The sequence below is a fragment of the Burkholderia sp. PU8-34 genome, from assembly GCF_053427725.1.
Window position 1 is genome coordinate 64803 of record NZ_JBSAXC010000019.1, and the last position, 23973, is coordinate 88775.

Consider the following 23973-nt stretch of genomic DNA (forward strand, 5'->3'; position numbering starts at 1 on the left):
GCGGCGGCGCCTCCCGCCCCGGTGCTCGTCGCCGGCGACACACAGCGTGCGGTGCGACGAGCGACGCCGCGCAACGGAGACATTCATGCAATCTGCCGTCGTCGGCGTCGTGCGCGTCGCGAGCCGCTACCGCTGGGCCGTTTGTGGGCTGCTGTTCTTTGCGACCGTCATCAACTACATGGACCGGCAGATTCTCGGCCTGCTCGCGCCGATGCTCCAGCACGACATCGGCTGGAACCAGATCCAGTACGGCCGCATCGTGATGGCGTTTTCCGCGTTCTATGCGATCGGCCTGCTGTGCTTCGGCCGCGTGGTGGACTGGCTCGGCTCGCGCGTGTCGTATGCGCTCGCGATGCTGTTCTGGAGCATCGCCGCGATGCTGCATGCGGTGGTCGGGTCGGTGATGGGCTTCGCGGTCGTGCGCGCGCTGCTCGGCATCGGCGAGGGCGGCAATTTCCCGGCCGCGATCAAGACGACGGCCGAGTGGTTCCCGCGCCGCGAGCGCGCGCTCGCGACCGGCATCTTCAATTCGGGCTCGAACATCGGCGCGGTGTTCGCGCCGGCGATCATTCCGGCCATTGCGGTCGCGTACGGCTGGCGCGCGGCATTCGTGATCATCGGCGCGGTCGGCTTCGTCTGGCTCGCCGTGTGGCTCGTGTTCTACAAGCCCGCAGATCCGCAGGCGCTCGCGCAGGAATTCGACGAACCGCGCGACGAAGTCGAAGCGCTCGACGCCGCCAACGCGAACGCGGGTTCGCCGGGCTGGGGCATGCTGATCCGCAAGCGCGAAACGTGGGCGTTCCTGATCGGCAAGTTCCTGACGGACCCGGTCTGGTGGTTCTACCTGTTCTGGCTGCCGAAGTGGCTGAACGAATCGCGCGGGATGGACATGCAGCACATCGGCACGCCGCTCGTCGCCATCTATGCGCTGACGACAGTCGGCAGCATCGGCGGCGGCTGGCTCTCGTCGACGATGCTGCGTGCCGGCTGGAGCCTGAATGCCGCGCGCAAGACCGCGATGCTGATCTGCGCATGCTGCGTGCTGCCGATCGCGTTCGTGTCGCAGGTCCAGAACCTGTGGGTCGCGGTGCTGATCGTCGGTCTCGCGGCCGCCGCGCACCAGGGCTGGTCGGCGAACCTGTTCACGACCGCGTCGGACCTGTTTCCGCGCCGCGCGGTGGGGGCGGTGGTCGGCATCGGCGGGATGGCCGGCTCGATCGGCGGCGTGCTGTTCTCCGAAGTGATCGGGCAGGTGCTGCAGCGCACGGGCCACTACTGGGTGCTGTTCGCGATCGGTGCGCTCGCGTACCTGCTCGCGCTCGCGGTCATGCACGTGCTCACGCCGCGCATGAAGCCGGCGAAGCTCGATGCGTGATTGCATCAGCCGCAGTGGCCGCGCCAGCCGTACCGGCCACTACGGCCACTGGGGTCACTGCGGTCACTGGGGTCACTGGGGTCACTGCAGTCACTGCGGCCACTGCGGCCACTGCGGCCGCGCCGCCTGCGGCGGCGCGCATCCGAGCGGGCGGCGAGGGTGCCGCCCGCCGCGCTCACGCGCAGGCGGCCGTCGATGCGCGGACGATCAGCCGCGGTTCGAACGTCGAATAGCTGGCATCGGTGTGGCCCGCGAGCGAATCGATCAGCTTCTGCATCGCGAGCTCGCCCATCTTCTCGCTCTGGATGTCGACGGTGGTCAGCGCCGGCGCCGCGTATTCGCCGTACGGCACGTTGTCGATGCCCGCGACCGATACGTCCTGCGGCAGCCTGAAGCCGAGCGACGCGGCCTCCTTCATGAAGCCGAGCGCGATCAGGTCGTTGTAGCAGATCACCGCCTGCGGGCGCTGCGGCCCGAGCATCACGCGCGAACATGCGCGCTCGCCGGCTTCCGCGGTCGGCGCGTGCGCATCGTGCACGTCGAGCGTGAGCCCCGCTTCGGCGAGGCAGTCGCGCGCGCCCTGGATGCGTTCGTCGTTGATGCGCGCCTGCCCGAAGCCGAGATACGCGATGCGCCGGTGGCCGAGATTGAGCAGGTGGCGCGCGAGCATGTAGGTGGCCATCCGGCTGTCGATGCCGACGCCGGGAATCGGCAGGTCCGGACTGTGCCGCAGCAGCACGAGCGGCTTGTTGAGGTCCAGCATCCACCGCACCTCGTCGTCGGGCAGGCGGGAGCTGACGATCAGCCCGTCGACGCGCGGTGCGAGCGCCTCGATCAGCGTGCGCTCGCGCGCCTGGTTCTCGCCGGTGTCGACGAGCAGCAGCGTGTAGTCGTGCTGCAGCGCGATGCGGTTCGCGCCTTTCACGATGTTCGTGAAGTGCGGGTTGCTGATGTCGAGGATCACGAGGCCGATGGTGCGCGTGCGCCCCGTGATCATCGAACGCGCGAGCGGGTTCGACCGGTAGCCGAGCTTGTCGATCGCGGCCTTGAGCCGCGCCTCGACCGACGGCGAAAAGCGCTGCGCGCCGTTCACATATTTCGACACCGTCGCGACCGACACGCCGGCTTCGGCGGCGACGTCGCGGATCGTCGTGGAAACTTTTTTCATTCGGAGGTTAACGTTTTCTTCCGGTAGCTCCGGATTGTGGCAGAAAAAGGTTGGCATGCGGCGCGGCGCCGGGTTAGGGAAACACCGGGGACGGTCAGCGCCGCGTCTGATTGACGCCGCATCGGCGTCGACGCTATAGTTGGAAAACGTTTTCCAATTCAGGTAAGCATCAAGGAGACTCAATGAACGCGTCAACTACTGGAGCGCGCAAGCCTTTCGGGCGCCTGCTGCTGACGGGCGCGGCCGGCAATCTCGGCCGCCAGGTGCGCGGCGCGCTCGCGAACTGGGCCGATGTCGTGCGCGTCAGCGATATCGAGGCGGTGGGCGTTGCGGCCGCGCACGAGGAAACCCGCGTCGTCGATCTCGCGGACCGGCAGGCGGTGATGGAACTGGTCGAAGGCGTCGACGCGATCGTGCATCTCGGCGGCATCTCGGTCGACGCGCCGTTCGACGACCTGCTCGAAGCGAACATTCGCGGCACGTACAACCTGTACGAGGCGGCGCGCAAGCACGGCGTCAAGCGGGTCGTGTTCGCGAGTTCGAATCACGCGATCGGCTTTCATCCGGTGACGGAAGTGCTCGATGCCGATTCGCCGCAGCGTCCGGACAGCCTGTACGGCGTGACGAAGTGTTTCGGCGAGGCGCTGTCGCGCTACTACTACGACCGCTTCGGGATCGAGACGGTGTGTCTGCGGATCGGCTCGTCGTTCGACGCGCCGAAGAATCCGCGCATGCTCGTCACCTATCTCAGCTATCGCGACTTCATCGAGCTGGTGCGCTGCTCGCTGTTCACGAACCGGGTCGGGCACGCGATCGCGTATGGCGTGTCGGACAACCCGGTGAAGTGGTGGGACAACACGAAGGCCGGCTTCCTCGGCTTCCGCCCGAAGGACAGCTCCGAGCAGTTCGCCGAGCAGTTCCCGGCTTCCGCACCGACCGCCGACTACGACGATCCGGCACAACGTTTCCAGGGTGGGGGATTCGTCGTCGGGGAGCCGATGGAGCGCCGCGAGTAGGCGGGTGGCGCGCGGTGGAAGATTCGGGGTGCGGGGAAACGTTCGCGGGTGGCGAAGTCGTGTCGTTGACGGTGATGTTCCCGGGGTGCCGGGCAATCGCTACGACGCAGACGTTGCGCGACGCACTTCAATGTCGGCCGGCGTGCCGGCCTCCGCGCGGCGCACGATGAACCACAGCAACGCGATCAGCACCGGAGGTCCGATCTGGATCGGCAGCAGGTTGCCGATCGGCGCCATCACCATCGGCAGCGCCCACGCGGCCAGGAGCGTCTCGCGTTCGCCGCGCTGCCAGCCATCGCGCAATCCGGCCAATGCCAGCCACGCGATCGGAAACGCAAGCCACGCGAGGTCGTAGTCGTAGACGTACGGGCTGATCAGGAACGTGGCCGTCATCAGCGATGCACCGCGCAGCCCCGGATCGGCGGAGCGCTGCCACACGCGCCAGACGACGCCCGTTGCGCCGAGCGCGACGACGGCGTGCACGACGTATGCACCGGTGACCGGCACGCCGGCCATGCGGGCGAGCGCAAACACGGTCGGCATCTTGGCCCACGGCAGCGCACCCGTTTCAACGAAGATGCGGGCCTGCCGGACGCTCGCGAAGAACGCTTTCAACGTGCCGATTCCGAGCGCGACGGTGCCGGCTGTGGTGACGGCGACGGCGGTTGCCGCGGCGGCGGCGATGGTCGGCCATGCGCGCCTGGCGAGCAACGCGACAGGAAACAACAGGGCCAGGTGAGGCTTGATCGCGAGCAGCCCGACGAACACGCCCGCGACAATCGGGCGGCGCTCGACGGACAGCAGCGCGGCGCCGGCCAGCGCGGCGGTGAGGAGTGCATTCTGGCCGTGGAGCAGGTTGGACCATAGCCCGGGAAAGGCCGCGACGCACCAGAGCGCCGTGCGATTCCGGCCGATCACGCGCAGCAGCACGAACACATACGCTGCCAGCGTCGTGCCGATGAACACGCAGTAGGAGACCAGATACGGCATCAGCGCCAGCGGCAGGACGACCAGGTAGAACGCGGGAGGGTAGAACCACGCGAAAACGCTGCTGGTGCCCGGTACGGCGACCTTCGCGGACTCGACCAGCAGCCGGATGTCGTATGCGTCCAGCGCATGGCCGGCGAGCGCGAGGCGCGATGCTGCCCAGAACGCGATGAAGTCGTAGCCGAGTGGCTTGCCGTTCGGGTCGACGAGATGCTTCGACACCGAAAACCACGTAGCGCAGAAGAGTGCGAGCATCAACAGGGCGATGCGCGGATAAACCTTGACGCGCTCCGCATTCAGCCAGTGTTCGCCGGATTTCATGGAGTCCCCCGTGTCCCGGTCTGCGCCGGCGTCGTCGCGCGCGGCTGATGACAGGCATCTTAATTCAGGCCGACGGCAGACGATAGACAGAAACGACCGCACGCGTCGGGAAGGCGTAAGCCGGGAGCGGGAAGGCGAAAAAATCCGCTGCATGCGAGTGCAACGGATTGTGCGTTGTCAAGCGTGGTTCGCGCGCCTGTCGTCCGTTTCAAAAAATGAAGCCGGTGTTCACGAACTTCGAATGGTGATCGGACACGATCGCGTCGAGCAGGCGCTTGCCGCTGTCGGTCTGCTTCGCGGCCACCATCGAGCGGATCGAGAACGCGCGCGGATCCGTGCCCGGTCCGAACCGAAGATGCCGAGGTGCTGCGTTTGGTCTGACGTCGTCACATGAATGACGGTCGGATGACGGTCGGACAAGGCGACCGAAAGCCAGCCGGCAGCATCGAAAATCGGCTTGTCATTCAACGATGCGCCACCTAGGATAAACGCATCAAATTCCAATCAAGCGTTGACGTTGCCGATCACGGCGTCATCGCACGCACGTCAAGCACATGAGCTTGACGTGCGACCCGTCGCCTGACCTGCGCGACGGACCTTTCCTTCCTTGCGTTGCCCGTGGCCGAATCGTGCCTGTTCGGTTGCGTCGCGCGCTGCATGATTACCGTATCGACGATCTCCGGGGGCGTCACCAACCATCCTGGTGTGGATGCGCGCGCGCCCGTTCCGAATCGGCTGAACAAGGCTTCCTGTGCCATCCGCATTGAATCACGTGCATTGACTCAAGCGCATTGAGACAGGGGAAGCCCATGAACATGAAACCCGCAGTTGCGAAGTTCCAGTCCGTCGCCATGATGTCCGGCGCGGCGTTGGCGTTGGCGTTGGGTCTGGCGTCATACCCGGCAGCGGGCGCCGGCTGGCCGCCCATTCTTGATCCGAACCCGGCCGTACAACCGCCGAAATGGGATTGGCAGCTCTCGACGCCGATCACGATCAATCCCGATACGACGATCCGGATCTACGACATCGACATGTTCGACAACGAGCAGAGCGGCGCCGCGCAGGCTTTGCATGGCAAAGGGTACAAGGTGATCTGCTACGTGGATGTCGGCTCGTGGGAGAACTGGCGCGACGACGCCGGCCAGTTCCCGGCCAGCATTCTCGGCGCATCGTATTCGGGCTTCCCGGACGAGCGGTGGCTCGACGTGCGCGACGTCAATCCGGCGAAATCGCAGACGGGCATGGCGCTCGCGACGATTCTCAACGCCCGCTTCGATCGGGCAAAAAATATGGGGTGTGACGCGATCGAACCGGACAACGTCGACGGCTACGACACCACCGCGCACGAATCGAGCGGCTTCCCGCTCACTTACGCGGATCAGCTCTATTTCAACCTGTGGGTTGCCGGCGAGGCGCAAAGACGTGGCATGCTGGTCGGACTCAAGAACGACATCAACCAGGCGCAGGACTCGCAGATCTACAACGCATTCAATTTCGTGGTCAGCGAGCAGTGCTTCCAGTATGGCGAATGCGGTTTCTTCTCCAAATTCCTCGCGCTGAACAAGCCCGTGTTCGAGGCGGAATACGAGCTCGCGCTGACGCAGTTCTGCCCCGCTGCCAAGGCGAGCAGGATCAGCGCGATCAAGAAGAACGATTCGCTCGACGCAGTACGGCAGGATTGCAGCGCGTACTACCACTAGCCACTCGCGTTCGGGGCCGCCGCGATGGCGAAAAAAATCCGCTGCACGCGAGTGCAGCGGATTGCATGACTGACGACACGGTTCGCCGCGCGTGCCGGCGCGGCCGCACGCGCCGGCCACCGCCTCAGAAAATGAAGCCGGTGTTCACGAACTTCGAATGGTGATCGGACACGATCGCGTCGAGCAGGTGCTTGCTGCTGTCGGTCTGCTTCGCGGCCACCATCGAGCGGATCGAGAACGCGCGCAGCGCGTCGCTGACCGACAGCGTGCCCTCCGCCGAATCCTTGCGGCCGGCGAACGGGAACACGTCGGGCCCGCGCTGGCACTGGCAGTTGATGTTCACGCGGCACACCTGGTTCACGAGCGGATCGACGAGCGCGCCGATCTGCGCCGGGTCCGAGCCGAAAATGCTGACCTGCTGCCCGTGGTCGGACGTCGTCACGTAATCGAGCGCGCTCTCGACGTCATCGAACGGCGCGACCGGAATGATCGGCCCGAACTGTTCCTCGCGATACAGCTTCATCCCTTCCGTCACCGGGTAGACGACCGCCGGATAGAACAGCGTCTTGCTGAACACGCCGCCCGATTCGTTGACGACCTGCGCGCCGTGCGCCTTCGCGTCGTCGATCGCGTCGGTCATGTACGCGGTGCGATGCATGCCGGGCAGCGGCGTGATGCCGACGCCTTTCTCCCACGGCATGCCGATCTTCATCTTCGCGAGTTCTTCCGTGAAGCGCTTCAGGAAGGCATCGACGATCGACCGGTGCACGAGCAGCATCTTCAGCGCGGTGCAGCGCTGGCCGTTGAACGACAGCGCGCCGAGCAGGCACTCCTTCACGGTCAGGTCGAGATCGGCGTCGGGCAGCACGATCGCCGCGTTCTTCGCGTCGAGGCCGAGAATCGCGCGCAGCCGGTGCGACTTCGGGTGCTGCTTCTTCAGGTGATCGGCGACCTTGCTCGACCCGATCAGCGCGAGCACGTTGATCTTGCCCGACGCGAGCATGTGCGGCACGACCACCGCGCCCGGCGCGTAGATCGTGTTGATCACGCCCTTCGGGAATGCGTCGCGGAATGCTTCGAGCAGCGGTTCGAACAGCAGCGTGCCGTATTGAGGCGGCTTGAACACGACGGTGTTGCCCATCAGCAGCGCGGGGATCAGCGTCGCAAACGTTTCGTTCAGCGGATAGTTGTACGGCCCCATGCACAGCACGACGCCGAGCGGCGTGCGGCGGATCTGGCCGATCGTGCCTTCGGCAATCACGAAGCGCGAGTTCGCGTTGTCGAGCTCCTTCAGCGCGTCGATCGTCTGCAGCATGTAGGTGACGGTGCGGTCGAACTCCTTCTGCGAATCCGCGAGGCTCTTGCCGATCTCCCACATGATCAGGTTCACGACCAGCTCGCGCTGCGCGACCATCCGCTTGATGAAATCCAGCATGTACGCGATGCGCTGCTCGACCTTCATCGTCGGCCATTCGCCGCGGCCCGCATCGTACGCGCGCACCGCGGCGTCGAGCGCCGCGTCGCTTTCCGGCTCGCCCATCACCGGGTAGCTGCCGATCTCGAGCTGCTCGACGCTGCCGTCGGGCTGCCGCACGCAGACGGGCGACAGCACCGTCTTGGTCGCGCCGTCCCACGGTTTCAGCTCGCCGTCCACGAGCGACACGCGCTGGTGGATCGGCGCCTTCAGCCGGACGTCGGCGGGAATGTCTTCGAGGGCGGGAAAGAGCTGCTGCAGGGCGGCGGAATCGGGCATGACGGTCTCGTTTGACGGGGTGTCCTGAATGGACGGGCGATGCGGAATCCTCGGCGGGGCGATCCTCGATCCTGAATCGTCATGATGACGCGCACGCGACGATGCGTCACGCCGCGGCATCAGCGAAACGGCGAATGGAACCAGTTCCATTAAAAGGCAACGCCGTGATGAAAGCAAGACTGGAATGACAAAATCGAAACACGGGCCGCTGCTCGCGTGCGGCCTGCGGGTCGCGCCGGGGAGCCGCGGTGTCGTGCATCGTTCGCGGATCTCGGGCAGAGTCTTGCGAACCGGTTCGGGTTGGACGCGTTTGCAGACGGCACCGCGCTTCTCGACGCGCGTGCCGCGCGACGAACGCGCGCCGGCAGCCTTCGTGACAACAGGATGACAACATGGAAACACTGGCATTGATCGATGCGGCGAAAGCCGCGCGCGAAAAGGCCTATGCGCCGTATTCGCGCTTCAAGGTCGGCGCGGCGCTGCGCACGAAGGACGGCAAGGTCTTTCACGGCTGCAATGTCGAGAACGCGTCGTACGGCCTCTGCAATTGCGCGGAGCGCACGGCGTTGTTCGCGGCCATTGCGGCCGGGTATCGCCCCGGCGATTTTTCGGCGATCGCGGTCGTAGGGGAGAGCGAAGGCCCGATCGCGCCATGCGGCGCGTGCCGGCAGGTGATGATCGAACTCGGCACGCCGTCGCTCGACGTGGTGCTGGCGAACCTGAAGGGCGACGTGCGCGTGACGCGTGCGGATGCGCTGCTGCCGGACGCGTTCTATCTGGAATAAGCCAAAGCGAGCGCCGGTGCGGTACCCGGTGCCGCATGCCCTGTCGCGTCAGGTGCGCGACGTCGCCGTCGACGCCGCCAGCCGACACGAACGCGTTGCTGATCCCCATCCGGCGCGGCATGCGATGCGTTGTGCACTGCAATGGTGAAATTGCAACGACACGAACGCGCAGCGCCGATGCGAGGCCGGCGTCTGGTAGCACCCGAGAGCGGATCGAAGGTTGCGCCGGCGTTGGCGGAATTGCACCGGATATGTTTCGATGAAACTGCGCGCAAACGTTTCACTTGCGCCGAATTGCGCAGATAATGGCGGCACGCGAAAGCGTTCAAAAAAACCAACAGAGCCTGAGAGATTACGAGGCGCAGTAGAAATAAAACATGCCACGACGCCGGCACGGGTCCTGGCTGCCGGTGCGCCGGGCCGGAGTTGTCCGGTCCGGCGCGCGCCGGGCGCGCGGCCGTTTCCACACTTCCCTGCATCGTTCGACGTGTTCATCGTGCTTCCGGCGCGCGATTCGACACATGCACGCGCTTCGCGATCCAGCACAAGCCCGGCACGCCGATCGAGCCGCCGCGCGTCATTCGACGTCTTCGTCGTCCTCGTCGAAGTCTTCATCATGCCCCGGCGACGCATACGCGCTCGCCTGCTCGAGCAGCCACGCGCGAAACAGCTCCAGCGGCTTGCTGTGGCTGAATTCCGTCGGATACACGAGGTAGTACGCGGAATCCTCGACCGTCGCCGCGTCGAACGGCACGATCAGGCCGAGCTGCTGCAACTGCTCCTCGACGAAGAACTTCGGCACGAGCGCGATGCCGAGCCCGGCTGCGGCCGCGCTGATCAGCATCGTGTGCAGCTCGTAGCGCACGCCCTGCATCGTGCGGGTGTCCTCGACGCCGAGCGCCTCGAACCACTGCGCCCATGCGCCCGGCCGCGTCGTCGAGTGCAGCAGCGGGTACGCGAGCAGGTCCTGCGGCGCCTTCACCGGCCCGTCGAGCAGCGTCGGCGAGCAGATCGGCACGACTTCCTCGCCGAACAGGTAATCGGACGACGTGCCGGGCCAGGTCGGCTTGCCGTAGTGGATCGCCGCTTCGAAATGGGTGCCCTCGAACGAGAACAGGTCGGTGCGGCTGCCCATGTTGACGCGCACGTCGGGCGTGCGGTCGTAGAAGCTCTTGATGCGCGGGATCAGCCAGTGCGACGCGAAGGTCGGCAGCACCGCGAGCTCCAGATAGCCGCCGCCGCTGCCGTGCGCGATGATCGACAGCGTGTCGCGGTCGAGCGTCTCGAGCGCGCGCCGCACCTGCGTGCCGTACAGCTTGCCGGCGCGGGTCAGCACCACGCGCTGCTTGACGCGGGCGAACAGCCGCACGCCGAGGCTCGCTTCGAGCGTCGCGATCTGCCGCGACACCGCGCTTTCGGTCAGGAACAGCTCCTTGGCCGCGTGCGTGAAGCTCTCGTGGCGCGACGCGGCTTCGAAGGCCACGAGCGCGCCCATGTTCGGGATCTTGAATTTACGCATGAGGGTCGATTCGTCAGACGAACGGGCCGGCGCCGGACGGGGCGGTGCACCGGGCCAGGCATCGTCGATAGTTCCAAAAACTCATTACGTATCAATTTAATCTCGCTTTACGCCCGCCTGCAACCCTTTGAATAATGCATCCCACGCAAGGTCAGGCGTCCCTCGGGCGGCTGGCCGACGAGTTGCCGGCATCGTTGCCGGCCGGTCCCCCCGACGAGAACCCATGATGCGCAATCCGAATATCGAGAGCTTGCTGACGAAGCTGCTGGGACAGGCGAAAACCGACGCCCTGTTCGCCACCCTGAACATGCCGGCCATCCTCGACGAGTGGGAAGACGGTGTCGTGACGCGCGCGGAAATCGCGCAGGCGATGAACATGGCGCTGTTCGAAGGGCTGCTCGAACGCTCGGAGAACGGCCGCGCGTATACGGCCGACGCGATCGGCAACGGCGGCTCGGTGTATTTCGATCACGGCGCGCTGCGCACGGTGCGCTGGCCGCACACCGGCGCGCTGCCGCCGGGCGAGGCCGCGTTCACGCGCATCCTGCGTCCGCTCGGCTTCCGCCTGAACGGCCGCTATCCGCTCGACAAGCTCGGCATGACGGGCCGCGCGTACGCGCATGAGGACGCGCCCGACGAGATCGCGCAGTTCTTCGTCAGCGAGCTGCATCCGGAACGCTTCTCGAAGGAATTCCAGCAGGCGGTGACGAACGTCGTGAGCTCGTCGCGCGATCCGCTGAGCCCGGCCGCCGTCGCGCTGCTGTGGGAGATCGAACGGGAAGGCTGGCTGTCGCTCGACGCCGCGCACGCGCTGCTGCCGGAGATCGTCGGTGCGTTCGCGCGCCAGCACGACGTGCCGGGCGAACTCGACTACGAGACGCTGCTGCTCGAATCGGCGGAAATGGCGTGGATCGCGACCGAAGGCAACGCGTTCAATCACGCGACCGACCGCGTCGCCGACGTGTTCAAGCTGTCCGACGACGAGAAGGCGAAGGGCCGGCCGATGAAGCCGGAAGTCGAGCGCTCGCGCTCGGGCCGCGTGTTCCAGACCGCGTATCGCGCTGATACCGTCGAGCGCGAGTTCCGCATGCGCGACGGCGGCATCGCGAAGCGCAACGTGCCCGGCTCGTTCTACGAGTTCATCACGCGCAAGCGCACGTTCGACCAGGCGCAGCGCCGCTGGGTGACCGACCTGCGCTTCGATGCCGGCAACGCGCAGGGCATCTTCAAGATGACCGCGAACGCCGCGAAGTAATCGTGAAGCGCGCGACTCCGATCGAAGTCGGGCAGGAACTGCTCGACACGCTTGCCGCCGACCTGCGCACCGCCGTGCGCGGCGAGGTGCGTTTCGATGCCGGCTCGAAGGCGCTCTATGCGTCCGACGCGTCGAACTACCGGCAGGTGCCGCTCGGCGTCGTGGTGCCGGCCGGTGCGGACGATCTCGCCGCGGCGCTCGGCGTGTGCCGGCGCTACGACGTGCCGTTCCTCACGCGCGGCGGCGGCACGTCGCAGAACGGCCAGTGCGTGAACGTCGCGGTCGTCGCCGATACGAGCAAGTATTTCAACCGCGTCGTATCGGTCGATCCGGACTCGAAGGTCGCGATCGTCGAGCCGGGCGTCGTCTGCGACACGCTGCGCGACGCGGCCGAGGTGCACGGGCTGACGTTTGCGCCGGATCCGGCGACGCACAGCCGCTGCACGCTCGGCGGGATGATCGCGAACAACTCGTGCGGCGCGCATTCGGTGATGGCCGGCAAGACGGTCGAGAACGTCGAGGCGCTCGAAGTCCTCACGTACGACGGCGCGCGCTTCTGGGTCGGCCCGACGCCCGAGCACGAGCTCGACGCGATCGTCGCGGCGGGCGGCCGGCGCGGCGAGATCTACCGCCAGCTGCGCGACCTGCGCGACCGCTACGCGGATCGCATCCGCAACGAGTTTCCGCAGATCAAGCGGCGCGTGTCCGGCTTCAACCTCGACCAGCTGCTGCCGGAGAACGGCTTCAACGTCGCGCGTGCGCTGGTCGGCACCGAAGGCACGTGCGCGGTCACGCTGCAAGCGAAGGTGCGGCTCGTGCACAGCCCGTCGTGCCGCGTGCTGCTCGTGCTCGGCTTCACCGACATCTTCACCGCGGCGGACGCGGTGCCGCATTACAACCGTTTCTCGCCGATCGCGATCGAGGGCCTCGACCGCGCGATCATCCGCGGCCTGCAGGCACGCGGGTTGAAGGCGGACGAAATCGCGCTGCTGCCGCCGGGCGACGCGTGGGTCGTGCTGGAGTTCGGCGCGGACACCGTCGACGCGGCGCTCGTGCAGGCGCGCGAAGCTGAAGCGCATTTCAACGGCGGCGGCGCGGGGCCGGACGTGAGCGGTTTCGTCGTTGCCGACAACGCGAAGCAGCAGAAGATCTGGTCGATCCGCGAAACCGGCGCGTCGGCCGTCGCGCTGTCGGTCGATCCGTCGAAACCCGATCCGATCGCGGGCTGGGAAGACGCGGCCGTCGATCCGCTGCGGCTCGGCGATTACCTGCGCGCATTCCAGGCGCTCGTCGACCGCTACGGCTACGAGACCTGCCTGTACGGCCATTTCGGCGACGGCTGCGTGCATGCGCGCATCACGTTCGACCTGCGCAGCGCGACGGGCGTGCAAATCTGGCGCGGTTTCCTGCGCGAAGCGGCGCAACTCGTGGTCGACTTCGGCGGCTCGCTGTCCGGCGAGCACGGCGACGGTCAGGCAAAGGCCGAGTTCCTGCCGATCATGTACGGCCCCGAGCTGATGCAGGCAATGGCCGAGTTCAAGGCGATCTGGGATCCGGCGAACCGGCTGAACCCGGGCAAGGTGATCAACGCGTACCGCGCCGACGAGAACCTGCGCCTCGGTCCCGGGTACAGGCCCGTGACGCTGCAGACGAAGCTGACGTTCGCGAGCCCCGAAGGCGACGGGATGCAGCGCGCGATCGAGCGCTGCATCGGCATGGGCAAGTGCCGTTCGCTCGACGGCGGCACGATGTGCCCGAGCTATCGCGCGACACGCGAGGAGAAGTTCTCGACGCGCGGCCGTGCGCACCTGTTCTGGGAGATGCTGCAGGGCGACGTGATCAAGGACGGCTGGAACAGCCCCGAGGTCAAGGAAGCGCTCGATGCGTGTCTCGCATGCAAGGGCTGCAAGTCCGATTGCCCGACGCATACCGACATGGCGTCGTACAAGGCGGAATTCCTGTCGCACTACTACGAAACCCATCGCCGGCCGCGGCAGGCGATGTTCATGGGGAGGATCGGACAATGGGCACCGCTGGCGAGCCGTTTTCCTCGGCTTATGAATTTTATGACCTCGACCCCGCCCTTGGCGCGTATCGGCAAGTGGATCGCGGGCGTCGCGCCGCAGCGGGCGCTGCCGACGTTCGCGCCGCGCCCGTTCCGCGCGATGGCGAAGCGGCGCGGGATCGGGCAGCGCACGGGCGCGGCGCCGGCCCGCAAGAAGGTCATTCTGTGGGTTGACACGTTCAACGAGCATTTCTCGCCCGACATCGCGGCGGCGGCGGTCGACGTGCTGACCGCGCTCGGCTTCGACGTGACGTTGCCGAAGAAGCGCCTGTGCTGCGGCCGGCCGCTTTACGACTACGGGCTGCTCGACGAGGCGCGCGCGCTGCTGCGCACGGCGGTCGACGAACTTGCCGGCGAGATCGGCGCGGGCGTGCCGGTCGTCGGGCTGGAGCCGGGCTGCCTGTCGGTGTTCAAGGACGAGCTGCTGAAGCAGCTGCCCGACGAGCCGCTCGCGAAGCGCCTCGCCGCGCAGACGTTCCTGTTCTCCGATTTCGTCGCGCAGGCGGATTTCGCGTGGCCGAAGCTCGATGCGGACGTGATCGTCCACGGGCATTGCCACCAGAAATCGCTGTTCGGGATGAAGGGCGAGACCGCGCTGCTCGACAAGCTCGGTGTGCGCTGGAAGCTGCTCGACACGGGCTGCTGCGGGATGGCCGGGTCGTTCGGGTTCAATGACGAACACTACGACCTGTCGATGAAGATCGGCGAAGGCAAGCTGCTGCCGCTCGTGCGGCAGGCGAGCAAGGACGCGATCGTCGTCACCAACGGCTTCAGCTGCCGCGAGCAGATCGAGCAGGGCGCGGGCCGCACGCCGCTGCATATCGCGCAGCTTGCGAAGCGGGCGCTCGGCGTGTGACGGGGGCGGGCCGGCGCGCGCATGCGCCGGTCTGTTCGCCTGCCGGGAGTTGATGACTATTGCTCACAACATTGTTCCGATAATTCGTTTGCTGCGCGGGTATTGGCTACCCACAATCCTTTCACCTCTTTCGCGGTGAAAGGTTCTTCGGAGACGGAACCCTGGCCGCCGCGGCCGCTCCGATGCGTCGGGCGGTGCGTGTGCAGGCCGGCGCGACGGAGGTTGCCGGTGCGCGATCCGCGTGCCGCATCCCGACCCACAGAACGAAGGAATGCCCGATGAAATTCCGAATTCGCGCGCTGTCCGGCGCGGCGCTGGCCGCAGCGATTCTCGCGCTCCCGACGAGCGCGGCCCTTGCGCAGGAGACCGTCGTCAAGGTCGGCGTCGCCGGCCCGCTGACCGGTAGCGGCGCCGCCTACGGCAAGGACATCGAGAACGGCGTGCGGATGGCGGTCGACGAGGCGAACGCGACGCATCCGACGATCGGCGGCAAGGCGGTGAAGTTCGTCGTCGCGTCGCAGGACGACCAGAGCGATCCGCGCGCGGGCGTGCAGGCCGCGCAGCAGCTGACGGACGCGCAGGTCGCGGTCGTGATCGGCCACTTCAATTCGGGCACGACGCTGCCGGCGTCGAAGATCTACGCGAAGGCGGGCATTCCGATGATCACGCCGTCCGCGACCAATCCCGACATCACGCGCGCGGGCCTCGGCACCGTGTATCGCGTGATCGCGACCGATACGCAGAACGCCGGCAACGCGGGCACGTATGCGGCGACCGTCACGAAGGCGAAGCGGATCGCGATCATCGACGACCGCACCGCCTTCGGCCAGGGCGAAGCCGACGAATTCGAGAAGGCCGTGAAGGCGAACGGCGGCACGATCGTCGCGCGCGAATTCACGAACGACAAGGCGGTGGACTTCAGCGCGCAGCTCACGAAGATCAAGAGCGTGAACGCCGATCTCGTGTTCTTCGGCGGCCTCGATGCGCAGGCCGCGATGCTCGTCAAGCGGATGCGCCAGCTCGGCATCCGCGCGCAGTTCCTGGCCGGCGGCGGCGTGATGAACGCGAACTTCATCAAGCTCGCCGGCAACGCGGCTGACGGCGCGTCGGTGTGGGAATACGGGATGCCGCTGTCTCGCCTCGACAAGGGCAAGCTGTTCGAGACGAAGTTCAGGCAGAAGTACGGCGTCGACATGCTCGCGTATGCGCCGTTCGCGTACGACGCGACGTGGATCGCGATCAACGCGATGCAGAAGGTGAACTCGGCGAAGCCCGCGGACTTCAACGGCGCGCTGAAGAGCACACGCTACGACGGCATCACGGGCACGATCGCGTTCACGAGCACGGGCGACCTGAAGAACCCGAGTTCGACGCTGTATGAAGTGAAGAACGCCGCGTGGCAGCCCGTCACGACGAAATCGGCGGATTGAACGCAAGCGCGCGCGGACTTTCGCGGCGATGCCGGACGTGCTGAAATACCGTGAGCGATCGGTTGCGATCGCGGCGCACGCCGGGCCAGTTGCCCGGAAAGCCTGCCCGCGCGGCGCCGCGCGCGACGCGGCACGAACAACCTTCGGGCGCGGCCGGCTGGCCGCGCCTTCTACGTGCAACTGGAGTCAGTCGTGAGTTCTCAAGTCGTCATCGTCGGCGGTGGTGTGATCGGCAGCTCGATCGCCTACTTTTTGCGCGCCACCGATCCGACGGTCGCCGTGACCGTCATCGAACGCGACCCAACCTATGCGCGATCGTCGTCGGCGCTGTCGGCCGCGTCGATCCGCCAGCAGTTCTCGACGCCGCTGTCGATCGAGATGTCGCTGTTCGGCATCGACTTCCTGCGCACGATCGGCGAACGGCTCGAAGTGGACGGCAACCGGCCGTCGGTCGATTTGCACGAAGGTGGCTACCTGTTCCTCGCGACGCCGGCCGGCGATGCGACGCTGCGCGAGAACCACGCACTGCAGATCAGCCTCGGCGCCGATATCCGGTTGATGGATCGCGATGCGCTGCGCGCAAAGTTTCCGTGGCTGAACGTCGACGATCTCGTGTCGGGTGCGTACGGCGTGAGCGGCGAAGGCTGGTTCGACGGCTACGGGCTCGTGCAGGCGCTACGCAAGAAAGCGCAGGCGCTCGGTGCGCGCTATGTGGCGGCCAATGTGAAGGAGGTCGGACGCGACGGCCGCAAGGTTACGCACGTCGTGACGGGCGACGGCGAGCGCTATGCATGCGACACGCTCGTCAACGCGGCCGGTGCGTGGACGCGCACGCTGTCGTCGATGATGGGCATCGACATTCCCGTGTATGCGCGGCGCCGCAGCATCTTCAACGTGTCGTCGCCGGCGAAGCTCACGGATTGCCCGCTGCTGATCGATCCGACGGGCGTGTATTTCCGGCCGGAAGGGCGCACGTATATCTGCGGGACGTCGCCGAGCCCGGATCGCGACCCGGACGATCTGCCGCTCGACGAGGTCGATCACGACCTGTTCGACGAGGTGATCTGGCCGACGCTCGCGCATCGCGTGCCGGAGTTCGAGGCACTGCGCGTGGAGAACTGCTGGTCCGGGTACTACGAGTACAACGTGTTCGACCACAACGCGATCATCGGGTATCACCCGGAACTCGATAACGTCGTGTTCGCGAACGGCTATAGCGGCCACGGGCTGCAGCAAGGGCCGGCGACAGGGCGTGGCGTCAGTGAACTCATTCTGGGCGGGCGTTTTGAAACGCTCGACCTGTCGTCGCTCGGCTGGGCGCGTGTGCTGGAAAACCGGCCGATCGTCGAAAAGAACGTCGTGTAGCGCGGCGTGACCGCCCGGTGTGGAGTGGGCGGGATTCTCCTTGTGTCTCAAACTTATTGGCCCGACTTCGTCGGGCCTTTTTTTGTTCCGCGTGCTACCTGGTGCCATAGACTGCGTCGCGCAGATCGACCGTGTACTGGCCGTTCATGCCTTCGTACAGCGTGTTCGAGAGCGACACGACGGTCAGCCCGCGTGCGCGGTCGACGAACCACGAGTGACCATAAACCCCTCCCCAGCGCCACGTGCCCGGCGACTCCGGCGAAGCTGCCGCGCGCGGGTCGCGCAGCACCGAAAAACCGATCCCGAAACCCACGCCGGGCCGATCCGGCAAGTCACGGTCGCCGGTCTGTAAGCGTCCCATCTCGTCGACGAGGGCAGCAGGCAGCAGTGTGCCGCCGCCCGCCCGTAGCGTGTCCAGCACGGTCAGCACGTCGCCCGCGGTGCCGACCATCCCGGCACCGCCCGACGCGAAGGCCTGCGCGTTGAGCGCGCGCGACGGCGAGTAGGTCACGCCGACGGATCCGTCGACGTTGGGTACGGTTTCGTCTTCGGCAAGCCGATGCGGCTGCGGCGTGCCATTGACGTAGGGTGTCGCGAGCCGTGCGGGATCGATTGCGACGAATGCCGTGTCGCGCGTACCGAGTGGACGGAGCACGAGCGCATCGATGGCGTCGGATAGAGACGACCCGCAGACGGCTTCGATCAGCGCGCCGACAACGTCGAGGGCGACCGAATAGTTCCAGTTTGTTCCGGGCGCGTACAGCAGCGGCGCACTCGCGATCCTGCGTACGTTTTCGGCGAGCGTGATCGACGCGCCATCGAGCCCGTCGGAGACGCCCGCGCGCGCATAGGCGCCATGCGCGTCGGCTTCCGCAAAGCGATAGGCGAGGCCGGCCGTATGCGTGAGCAGTTGGCGCACCGTGATCGCCGGCACGTGGCCGTCAGGCAGGGCCGGACGAAAATCGGGCAGCCAGCGGGTGACGTCGTCGTCGAGCGACAGCTTGTGTTGTGCCACGAGCGCCATGGCAGCCGTCGAGACGATCGGCTTCGTCACCGACGCGAGTCTGAACAGCGTGTCTTCACGCATCGGCGTGTGCGATTCGCGGTCGGCGAACCCGGCCGCGCGGCGATAGACGAGTTCGCCGTTGCGTGCGACCAGTACGACCGCACCCACCAGGCGTTGTGCTTCGAGTTGGCGAGACAGTACCGCGTCGATGCGCTCGACGAGCGCCGGATCGGTTGACGAATGCTGTGACGATGCTGGGGAGGAGATCATCATAGGCTCTGTCGTGATGGAGGCAGTCGACATGTTAGGCGGTGCTCGCCGGTGGCGCTGTTAACCCATACTCGGATGAGGGCTACGCGCGCTGACGAACGATGCGTCACCCCTTGCCGAACGACAGCGGCCGATGCTTCGTCATCGGAAGCAATACCTGTAATCCGAAATGAATTCTTCTTGGGCTCAGCGGGATTCTCGTTGTGTCTCGCTCTTTGGCCCGACTTTGTCGGGCCTTCTTGTTTGCTCGCGGAAGGGGCTGCCGTCGATGGCCGCCTGTGGCAACATCGCGGTGTGCTGTACATCACGTCCGGGCGCGGGCAGGCCCAACCAACCGAGGGGAACTCATGTTTGACCACGTCAAATTCGGAGTCAGCGACTTTGCAGCGAGCAAGGCGTTTTTCCTCAAGGCACTCGAGCCGCTCGGCGTAGTGGTTGCGTCGGAGGGGGAGCCATCGTACGGCGTCGAGCTTTGTCCGCCGGGGCCGTGGCAGCCTTCGTTGTGTCTGTTCCAGACGACGGAGAAGCCGGCGCATCTTCACATCGCATTCAAGGCGGAGAGTCGGCGGCAAGTCGATGAGTTCTATCGCGCGGCGCTGGAGGCGGGCGGGAAAGACAATGGGGCGCCGGGGTTAAGGCCGCGTTATAACGCGAATTACTATGCGGCGTTTGTCATCGGGCCGGACGGGCACAATATCGAGGTGGTTTGTCAGCGGGCGGAGGGGTGAGTCGCTGAACCGAAGCACGAGACGCCACCTTCGCTCTAATCAAATTAAAGAGGGAGAGAGGGTATGCGCTGGGTCTGTAATTCGCTCGGAATGATCTTGAGCATTTCCGTCGTCGGCATCACCGATGTTCAGGCGGCATCCATCGAACCTCCTTTCCCGCGTTTCACCCAGGCGGAGGGCAAGCTCGATGCCGACGGACTCCCGCTGTCCGGGGTGAAACTCTGCGTGCTTCCAGAGCGTGCGCCGTGTTTCGAAATGCCACCGGTTCCTGTTCCTGGTTCCACAAAGGAGCTATATCAGTTCGGACTGAATCCACGGTCTGAACGGTTGCCGATTGCATCGGGCGGTTCCTGGGTGTTCTTCTCGGGGATGTTCTCGGGCGGTGGCAGCGGGATGCTCGAGCGCATCGCCGTATTGCGTTATGGCGCGAACGGAAAGATCGAGAATCTGATGCCGGAAGTCACCGAAACGGAGATGGCCGATCGCGCGATGTGGCAGGTGCCGGACGTCTCGCCCTATCCGCTGTTTGTTCGGGCGGACTATGTCTGGGGCAAGGACGAGAGTCATTTCGAAAAGCACTTGTTCGACGTCGACGCGTGGGCGTTCGATCCTGCAACCGGTCGGTACAAGAAGCGTTTCTCGTATCGCACGGCCAAGCGCTACGACCGGGGCGAGGGCGCGGATCATGTGCTGAGCGCCGAACGTGCGGAAATCCTGCGACGCCTCGCCGCCAGCAAGTAAGCGGCCGCAGATACACCGAGTCATGACTGCTTTCGGCGAGCCGGCTGCCTTATCGCTGCGCTTCCCCGTACGTCGCTCTACACACCTCGCGTAGCGCCTCGACGAGCAGATCCCGCGCCGGCGAGTGCGAATCGGCGGAGCGGGTGAACAGCGCAATCGGCGGAAGCGTCCACACCAGCGAGTAAGGCACGATCGCCACGCCGGCAATCCGCACCAGCTCCTCCGCGATATCGGCCGGCACGATCGATACGGCCTCGTCGCTCGACGCAATCATTTCGCCGATCAGCTTGGACGAGTAGCTTTCGACGACCGGAACCGGCGGCGGGATGCCGGCCGACAGGAACAGGTCGGTCACCTGTTCCCGCATCGGCGTATGCGGCGCGCCGAGAATCCAGTCCAGCGCGTGCAGCTTGTTCCAGTCCAGCTGCGTGCGAGCCAGTTTCGCGGCAAGCCGCCGGCTCGCGATCATGCGCGGCTGCTGCTGGTACAGCACCTCGAACGAGACCTGGCCCAGATCGACCGCCGACGACGCGCGCCCGATCACGATGTCGACAGTGTGATCCTTGAGCTGCAGCAGCAGCTGATCGCTGGTGCCTTCGTGAATCGTCACGGTCAGGCGCCGCTCCATCCTCGATTGCAGCCGCTTGAGTGCCGCCGACAGCATCTGGCCGGAGATGAACGGAATCACGCCGATGTGCAGGTGGGCCGCATGCCCGGCGGCGACGGCCTCCATCTCGCGGGCGAGGTGGTCGAGATCCTTGATCATCGCCTTCGCCCGTTCGAGCACGACCGCGCCGAGCGCGGTGGGCCGCATGCCGCGCGACGAGCGCTCGAAGAGCGGCGTGCCGAACATGCTCTCCAGCTCGGACAGCGCGTTCGTCACGGCGGGCTGGCTGCTGGCCATGTGTTCCGCGACGCGCGTCAGCGACCCGTGCTGCTGGATCTGCAGCAACAGCACCAGATGCCGAATCTTCAGACGAGCGCCTAGCCGCCTGACCACGTCGTTTGCGTCAAAAGTCATTGACTGGTCATGTATGCATCATAAAAAAGTGATGGGTCGATATTAAAACAGAATCATCTGCTTATGGCGGATCCCTAGAATCACCTCATGGATCGCGCCGGGACTGGCCTGGCGCCCGTGCCCGGACCGAAGACATGAAACAGACTGAGACGCAACAACAGGCAGCGTTCGACTATCACGAATTTCCGACCCCGGGGAAGATCTCGGTCGTTGCCAGCAAGCCGCTCGTGACCCAGCGCGATCTCGCGTTGGCCTATACGCCGGGCGTGGCGGGGGTATGCGAGTCGATCGCGGCCGATCCGCTGCAGGCGCACCGCTTCACGAGCCGCGGCAACCTGGTGGGCGTGATCACGAACGGCACCGCGGTGCTCGGCCTGGGCAACATCGGCCCGCTCGCATCGAAGCCGGTCATGGAAGGCAAGGCCGTCCTGTTCAAGAAGTTCGCGGGGATCGACGTCTTCGACATCGAGATCAACGAGACCGATCCGGACAAGCTGGTCGACATCATCGCCGGCCTCGAACCGACGTTCGGCGGCATCAATCTCGAGGACATCAAGGCGCCGGAGTGCTTCACGGTCGAGCAGAAGCTGCGCGAACGCATGAAGATTCCCGTCTTCCATGACGATCAGCACGGCACCGCCATTACCGTCTCCGCGGCTTTCATCAACGGGCTGAAGGTCGTCGGGAAGTCGATCAAGGAGGTGAAGGTCGTGACGTCGGGGGCCGGTGCGGCCGCGCTGGCCTGTCTGGACCTGCTGGTCGACCTCGGGCTGCCGGTTGAGAACATCTGGGTGACCGATATCGAAGGCGTCGTCTATCGCGGCCGTACCACGCTGATGGACCCGGCAAAGTCGCGCTTTGCGCAGGAAACCGATGCGCGCAAGCTGTCCGAAGTCATCGGTGGCGCGGACGTGTTCCTGGGCCTGTCGGTCGGCGGCATTCTGAGCGCGGAGATGCTGACGGCGATGGCGGCGCGTCCGCTGATTCTCGCGCTGGCCAATCCGACGCCGGAAATCTTCCCGGAACTGGCGCATGCGACGCGCGACGATGTCGTGATCGCGACGGGCCGCTCGGACTATCCGAACCAGGTCAACAACGTGCTCTGCTTCCCGTACATTTTCCGCGGCGCACTGGACGTGGGCGCGACGACGATCACCCGCGAAATGGAAATCGCCGCGGTTCACGCGATCGCGGGTCTGGCCGAGGAAGAGCAGAACGAAGTCGTCGCGGCGGCCTATGGCGCATACGACGTGGCCTTTGGTCCGCAATACCTGATTCCGAAGCCTTTCGATCCGCGCCTGATCGTTCGGATCGCGCCGGCCGTGGCCAAGGCGGCGATGGAGGGCGGCGTTGCGACGCGCCCGCTGACGGATCTCGACGCGTATGTCGAGCAACTGCAGCAATTCGTCTACCACTCCGGCGCGTTCATGAAGCCGCTGTTCGCGACGGCGCGCCAGCTTGTGCGTGATGGCGGCAAGGCACGGATTGTCTTCACCGAAGGCGAAGACGAGCGTGTGCTTCGCGCCGTGCAGGTGATCGTCGACGAGAAGCTGGCGCGTCCGATTCTGGTCGGGCGTCCGGAGGTGTTGCTTGCGCGGATCGAGCGGCTGGGTTTGCGCCTGCGACTCGGTCAGGATGTCGAAGTGACCAATCCGGAATATGACGAGCGGTTCCCGCAATACTGGACGACGTATTGGGAACTGCGGTGCCGGGACGGCATCTCGAAGGAGATGGCGCGCGTCGAAATGCGGCGTCGCCTGACCCTGATCGGCGCGATGATGGTGCGGCTTGGCGATGCGGACGGGATGATTTGCGGGACGGTTGGCGAGTATCACAATCACCTGCGGTTCGTCGACGAAGTGATCGGCAAGAAGCCGGGTGCTTCGACCTATGCGGCGATGAACATTCTGTTGCTCGATCAGCGGACGGTGGCGTTGGTGGATACGCACGTCAACGATAATCCCGATGCCGAGCAGATCGCGGAATTCACGATTGCGGCGGCCCGGCAGATGGAATGGCTGAATCTGACGCCGAAGGCTGCGTTGCTTTCGCGGTCGAATTTTGGGTCGGGGAGTGCGGCTTCGGGCGTGAAGATGCGTCGCGCGCTGGAGATTGTCCGGGAGCAGGCGCCTGATATCGAGGCGGATGGCGAGATGCATGGCGACTGTGCGCTGGATGAAGGGCTGCGGTTGCGGCTTCTTCCGATGTCGCCGCTCAAGGGTGCCGCCAATCTGCTCGTTTGTCCGAACGTGGATGCGGGGAATATTGCGTACAACCTGCTCAAGACCGAGGCGGGGAGCAATGTGGCGGTGGGGCCGTTCTTGCTCGGCGTCAACGCGCCGGTCAACATCCTCACTTCGAGCTCGACCGTGCGGCGGATCGTGAATATGGCGGCGTTGACGGTGATTGAGGCTAATCGGAGTGCTTCTGCCTGATTGATTGGCGGGAGCGGGGCGGCTGCGGCCGCCCCGTCCATCGGCTGCCGACCCGGTCCACCGCGAGCCCCTTCGGATCTGAACCGATTCCCTGGCGGAATTTGAACGTGGGTTAGATGTCACGAGGTGGCTTGTCGCGACGAAACGGCGCTAAATTCGTGCGACAAAACGAACCGA

Annotated in this window: 17 protein-coding genes; 11 read left to right on the plus strand and 6 right to left on the minus strand. The window is 65.6% G+C overall.

All coding sequences use genetic code 11. The annotated features are described in order from the left end of the window. Positions 1–85 precede the first annotated feature (85 nt). A complete protein-coding gene (locus ACV22Z_RS30745; protein WP_448080011.1) occupies positions 86–1375 on the plus strand; it encodes an MFS transporter in 1290 nt (429 codons plus the stop codon). A 175-nt stretch (positions 1376–1550) separates the two neighbouring features. Here ACV22Z_RS30745 and ACV22Z_RS30750 read toward each other — a convergent pair whose 3' ends face one another. Then, positions 1551–2600 carry a LacI family DNA-binding transcriptional regulator gene (locus tag ACV22Z_RS30750; RefSeq protein WP_448080012.1) on the minus strand — a complete coding sequence of 350 codons (1050 nt, stop codon included), beginning with the start codon at positions 2598–2600 and terminating at the stop codon, positions 1551–1553. Between the two features lie 125 nt (positions 2601–2725). Between ACV22Z_RS30750 and ACV22Z_RS30755 the strand changes: the two genes are divergently transcribed. Continuing rightward, positions 2726–3559: an NAD-dependent epimerase/dehydratase family protein gene (locus ACV22Z_RS30755; protein ID WP_448080013.1), complete on the plus strand. Its 834-nt coding sequence runs from the start codon at positions 2726–2728 to the stop codon at positions 3557–3559. A gap of 99 nt (positions 3560–3658) precedes the next feature. On the opposite strand, the gene ACV22Z_RS30760 is transcribed toward ACV22Z_RS30755, so the two are convergent. Then, positions 3659–4969, minus strand: coding sequence for a glycosyltransferase family 87 protein (locus tag ACV22Z_RS30760; RefSeq protein WP_448080014.1), 1311 nt, complete (start codon positions 4967–4969; stop codon positions 3659–3661). 707 nt (positions 4970–5676) lie between these two features. Between ACV22Z_RS30760 and ACV22Z_RS30765 the strand changes: the two genes are divergently transcribed. Next, positions 5677–6567, plus strand: a complete 891-nt coding sequence (locus ACV22Z_RS30765; RefSeq protein WP_448080015.1) for an endo alpha-1,4 polygalactosaminidase — start codon at positions 5677–5679, stop codon at positions 6565–6567. A 124-nt stretch (positions 6568–6691) separates the two neighbouring features. Here ACV22Z_RS30765 and ACV22Z_RS30770 read toward each other — a convergent pair whose 3' ends face one another. After that, positions 6692–8320, minus strand: a complete 1629-nt coding sequence (locus tag ACV22Z_RS30770) for an NADP-dependent glyceraldehyde-3-phosphate dehydrogenase (protein WP_448080016.1) — start codon at positions 8318–8320, stop codon at positions 6692–6694. 392 nt (positions 8321–8712) lie between these two features. On the opposite strand from ACV22Z_RS30770, the gene ACV22Z_RS30775 reads away from it, so the two are divergent. After that, complete coding sequence (locus ACV22Z_RS30775; protein WP_448080017.1) at positions 8713–9105, plus strand: cytidine deaminase; 393 nt, start codon at positions 8713–8715, stop codon at positions 9103–9105. 577 nt (positions 9106–9682) lie between these two features. On the opposite strand, the gene ACV22Z_RS30780 is transcribed toward ACV22Z_RS30775, so the two are convergent. Continuing rightward, on the minus strand, positions 9683–10624 hold the full coding sequence (locus ACV22Z_RS30780) for a LysR family transcriptional regulator (protein ID WP_448080018.1): 942 nt from the start codon (positions 10622–10624) through the stop codon (positions 9683–9685). Between the two features lie 226 nt (positions 10625–10850). Here ACV22Z_RS30780 and ACV22Z_RS30785 point away from each other — a divergent pair, with 226 nt between their 5' ends. From ACV22Z_RS30785 to ACV22Z_RS30800, 4 genes are all read left to right on the plus strand, one after another. Then, positions 10851–11879 (plus strand): 2-oxoadipate dioxygenase/decarboxylase family protein, encoded by a 1029-nt coding sequence (locus tag ACV22Z_RS30785; protein WP_448080044.1) that lies wholly within the window; start codon positions 10851–10853, stop codon positions 11877–11879. A gap of 2 nt (positions 11880–11881) precedes the next feature. Next, positions 11882–14800 (plus strand): FAD-binding and (Fe-S)-binding domain-containing protein, encoded by a 2919-nt coding sequence (locus tag ACV22Z_RS30790; protein WP_448080019.1) that lies wholly within the window; start codon positions 11882–11884, stop codon positions 14798–14800. A gap of 278 nt (positions 14801–15078) precedes the next feature. Next, on the plus strand, positions 15079–16230 hold the full coding sequence (locus ACV22Z_RS30795; RefSeq protein WP_448080020.1) for a branched-chain amino acid ABC transporter substrate-binding protein: 1152 nt from the start codon (positions 15079–15081) through the stop codon (positions 16228–16230). 192 nt (positions 16231–16422) lie between these two features. Next, positions 16423–17595 (plus strand): NAD(P)/FAD-dependent oxidoreductase, encoded by a 1173-nt coding sequence (locus tag ACV22Z_RS30800; protein WP_448080021.1) that lies wholly within the window; start codon positions 16423–16425, stop codon positions 17593–17595. 94 nt (positions 17596–17689) lie between these two features. Here the strand turns inward: ACV22Z_RS30800 and ACV22Z_RS30805 are convergent, their stop codons facing one another. Beyond that, positions 17690–18871 (minus strand): serine hydrolase domain-containing protein, encoded by a 1182-nt coding sequence (locus ACV22Z_RS30805; protein WP_448080045.1) that lies wholly within the window; start codon positions 18869–18871, stop codon positions 17690–17692. Positions 18872–19218: 347 nt separating this feature from the next. On the opposite strand from ACV22Z_RS30805, the gene ACV22Z_RS30810 reads away from it, so the two are divergent. Then, a complete protein-coding gene (locus tag ACV22Z_RS30810; RefSeq protein ID WP_448080022.1) occupies positions 19219–19599 on the plus strand; it encodes a VOC family protein in 381 nt (126 codons plus the stop codon). Positions 19600–19689: 90 nt separating this feature from the next. Beyond that, positions 19690–20340: a hypothetical protein gene (locus ACV22Z_RS30815; protein ID WP_448080046.1), complete on the plus strand. Its 651-nt coding sequence runs from the start codon at positions 19690–19692 to the stop codon at positions 20338–20340. Between the two features lie 49 nt (positions 20341–20389). On the opposite strand, the gene ACV22Z_RS30820 is transcribed toward ACV22Z_RS30815, so the two are convergent. Further along, on the minus strand, positions 20390–21361 hold the full coding sequence (locus ACV22Z_RS30820) for a LysR substrate-binding domain-containing protein (RefSeq protein ID WP_448080023.1): 972 nt from the start codon (positions 21359–21361) through the stop codon (positions 20390–20392). A 134-nt stretch (positions 21362–21495) separates the two neighbouring features. Here ACV22Z_RS30820 and ACV22Z_RS30825 point away from each other — a divergent pair, with 134 nt between their 5' ends. Continuing rightward, a complete protein-coding gene (locus ACV22Z_RS30825; protein WP_448080024.1) occupies positions 21496–23796 on the plus strand; it encodes an NADP-dependent malic enzyme in 2301 nt (766 codons plus the stop codon). Positions 23797–23973: the final 177 nt, after the last annotated feature.

Bases quoted from the DNA above. Each gene is read 5' to 3' on its own strand.
- ACV22Z_RS30745 (WP_448080011.1), top strand. From the start codon at position 86: ATGCAATCTGCCGTCGTCGGCGTCGTGCGCGTCGCGAGCCGCTACCGC.
- ACV22Z_RS30750 (WP_448080012.1), bottom strand. From the start codon at position 2,600: ATGCCAACCTTTTTCTGCCACAATCCGGAGCTACCGGAAGAAAACGTT.
- ACV22Z_RS30755 (WP_448080013.1), top strand. From the start codon at position 2,726: ATGAACGCGTCAACTACTGGAGCGCGCAAGCCTTTCGGGCGCCTGCTG.
- ACV22Z_RS30765 (WP_448080015.1), top strand. From the start codon at position 5,677: ATGAACATGAAACCCGCAGTTGCGAAGTTCCAGTCCGTCGCCATGATG.
- ACV22Z_RS30770 (WP_448080016.1), bottom strand. From the start codon at position 8,320: ATGCCCGATTCCGCCGCCCTGCAGCAGCTCTTTCCCGCCCTCGAAGAC.
- ACV22Z_RS30775 (WP_448080017.1), top strand. From the start codon at position 8,713: ATGGAAACACTGGCATTGATCGATGCGGCGAAAGCCGCGCGCGAAAAG.
- ACV22Z_RS30780 (WP_448080018.1), bottom strand. From the start codon at position 10,624: ATGCGTAAATTCAAGATCCCGAACATGGGCGCGCTCGTGGCCTTCGAA.
- ACV22Z_RS30785 (WP_448080044.1), top strand. From the start codon at position 10,851: ATGCGCAATCCGAATATCGAGAGCTTGCTGACGAAGCTGCTGGGACAG.
- ACV22Z_RS30795 (WP_448080020.1), top strand. From the start codon at position 15,079: ATGAAATTCCGAATTCGCGCGCTGTCCGGCGCGGCGCTGGCCGCAGCG.
- ACV22Z_RS30805 (WP_448080045.1), bottom strand. From the start codon at position 18,871: ATGATCTCCTCCCCAGCATCGTCACAGCATTCGTCAACCGATCCGGCG.
- ACV22Z_RS30810 (WP_448080022.1), top strand. From the start codon at position 19,219: ATGTTTGACCACGTCAAATTCGGAGTCAGCGACTTTGCAGCGAGCAAG.
- ACV22Z_RS30815 (WP_448080046.1), top strand. From the start codon at position 19,690: ATGATCTTGAGCATTTCCGTCGTCGGCATCACCGATGTTCAGGCGGCA.
- ACV22Z_RS30820 (WP_448080023.1), bottom strand. From the start codon at position 21,361: ATGACTTTTGACGCAAACGACGTGGTCAGGCGGCTAGGCGCTCGTCTG.
- ACV22Z_RS30825 (WP_448080024.1), top strand. From the start codon at position 21,496: ATGAAACAGACTGAGACGCAACAACAGGCAGCGTTCGACTATCACGAA.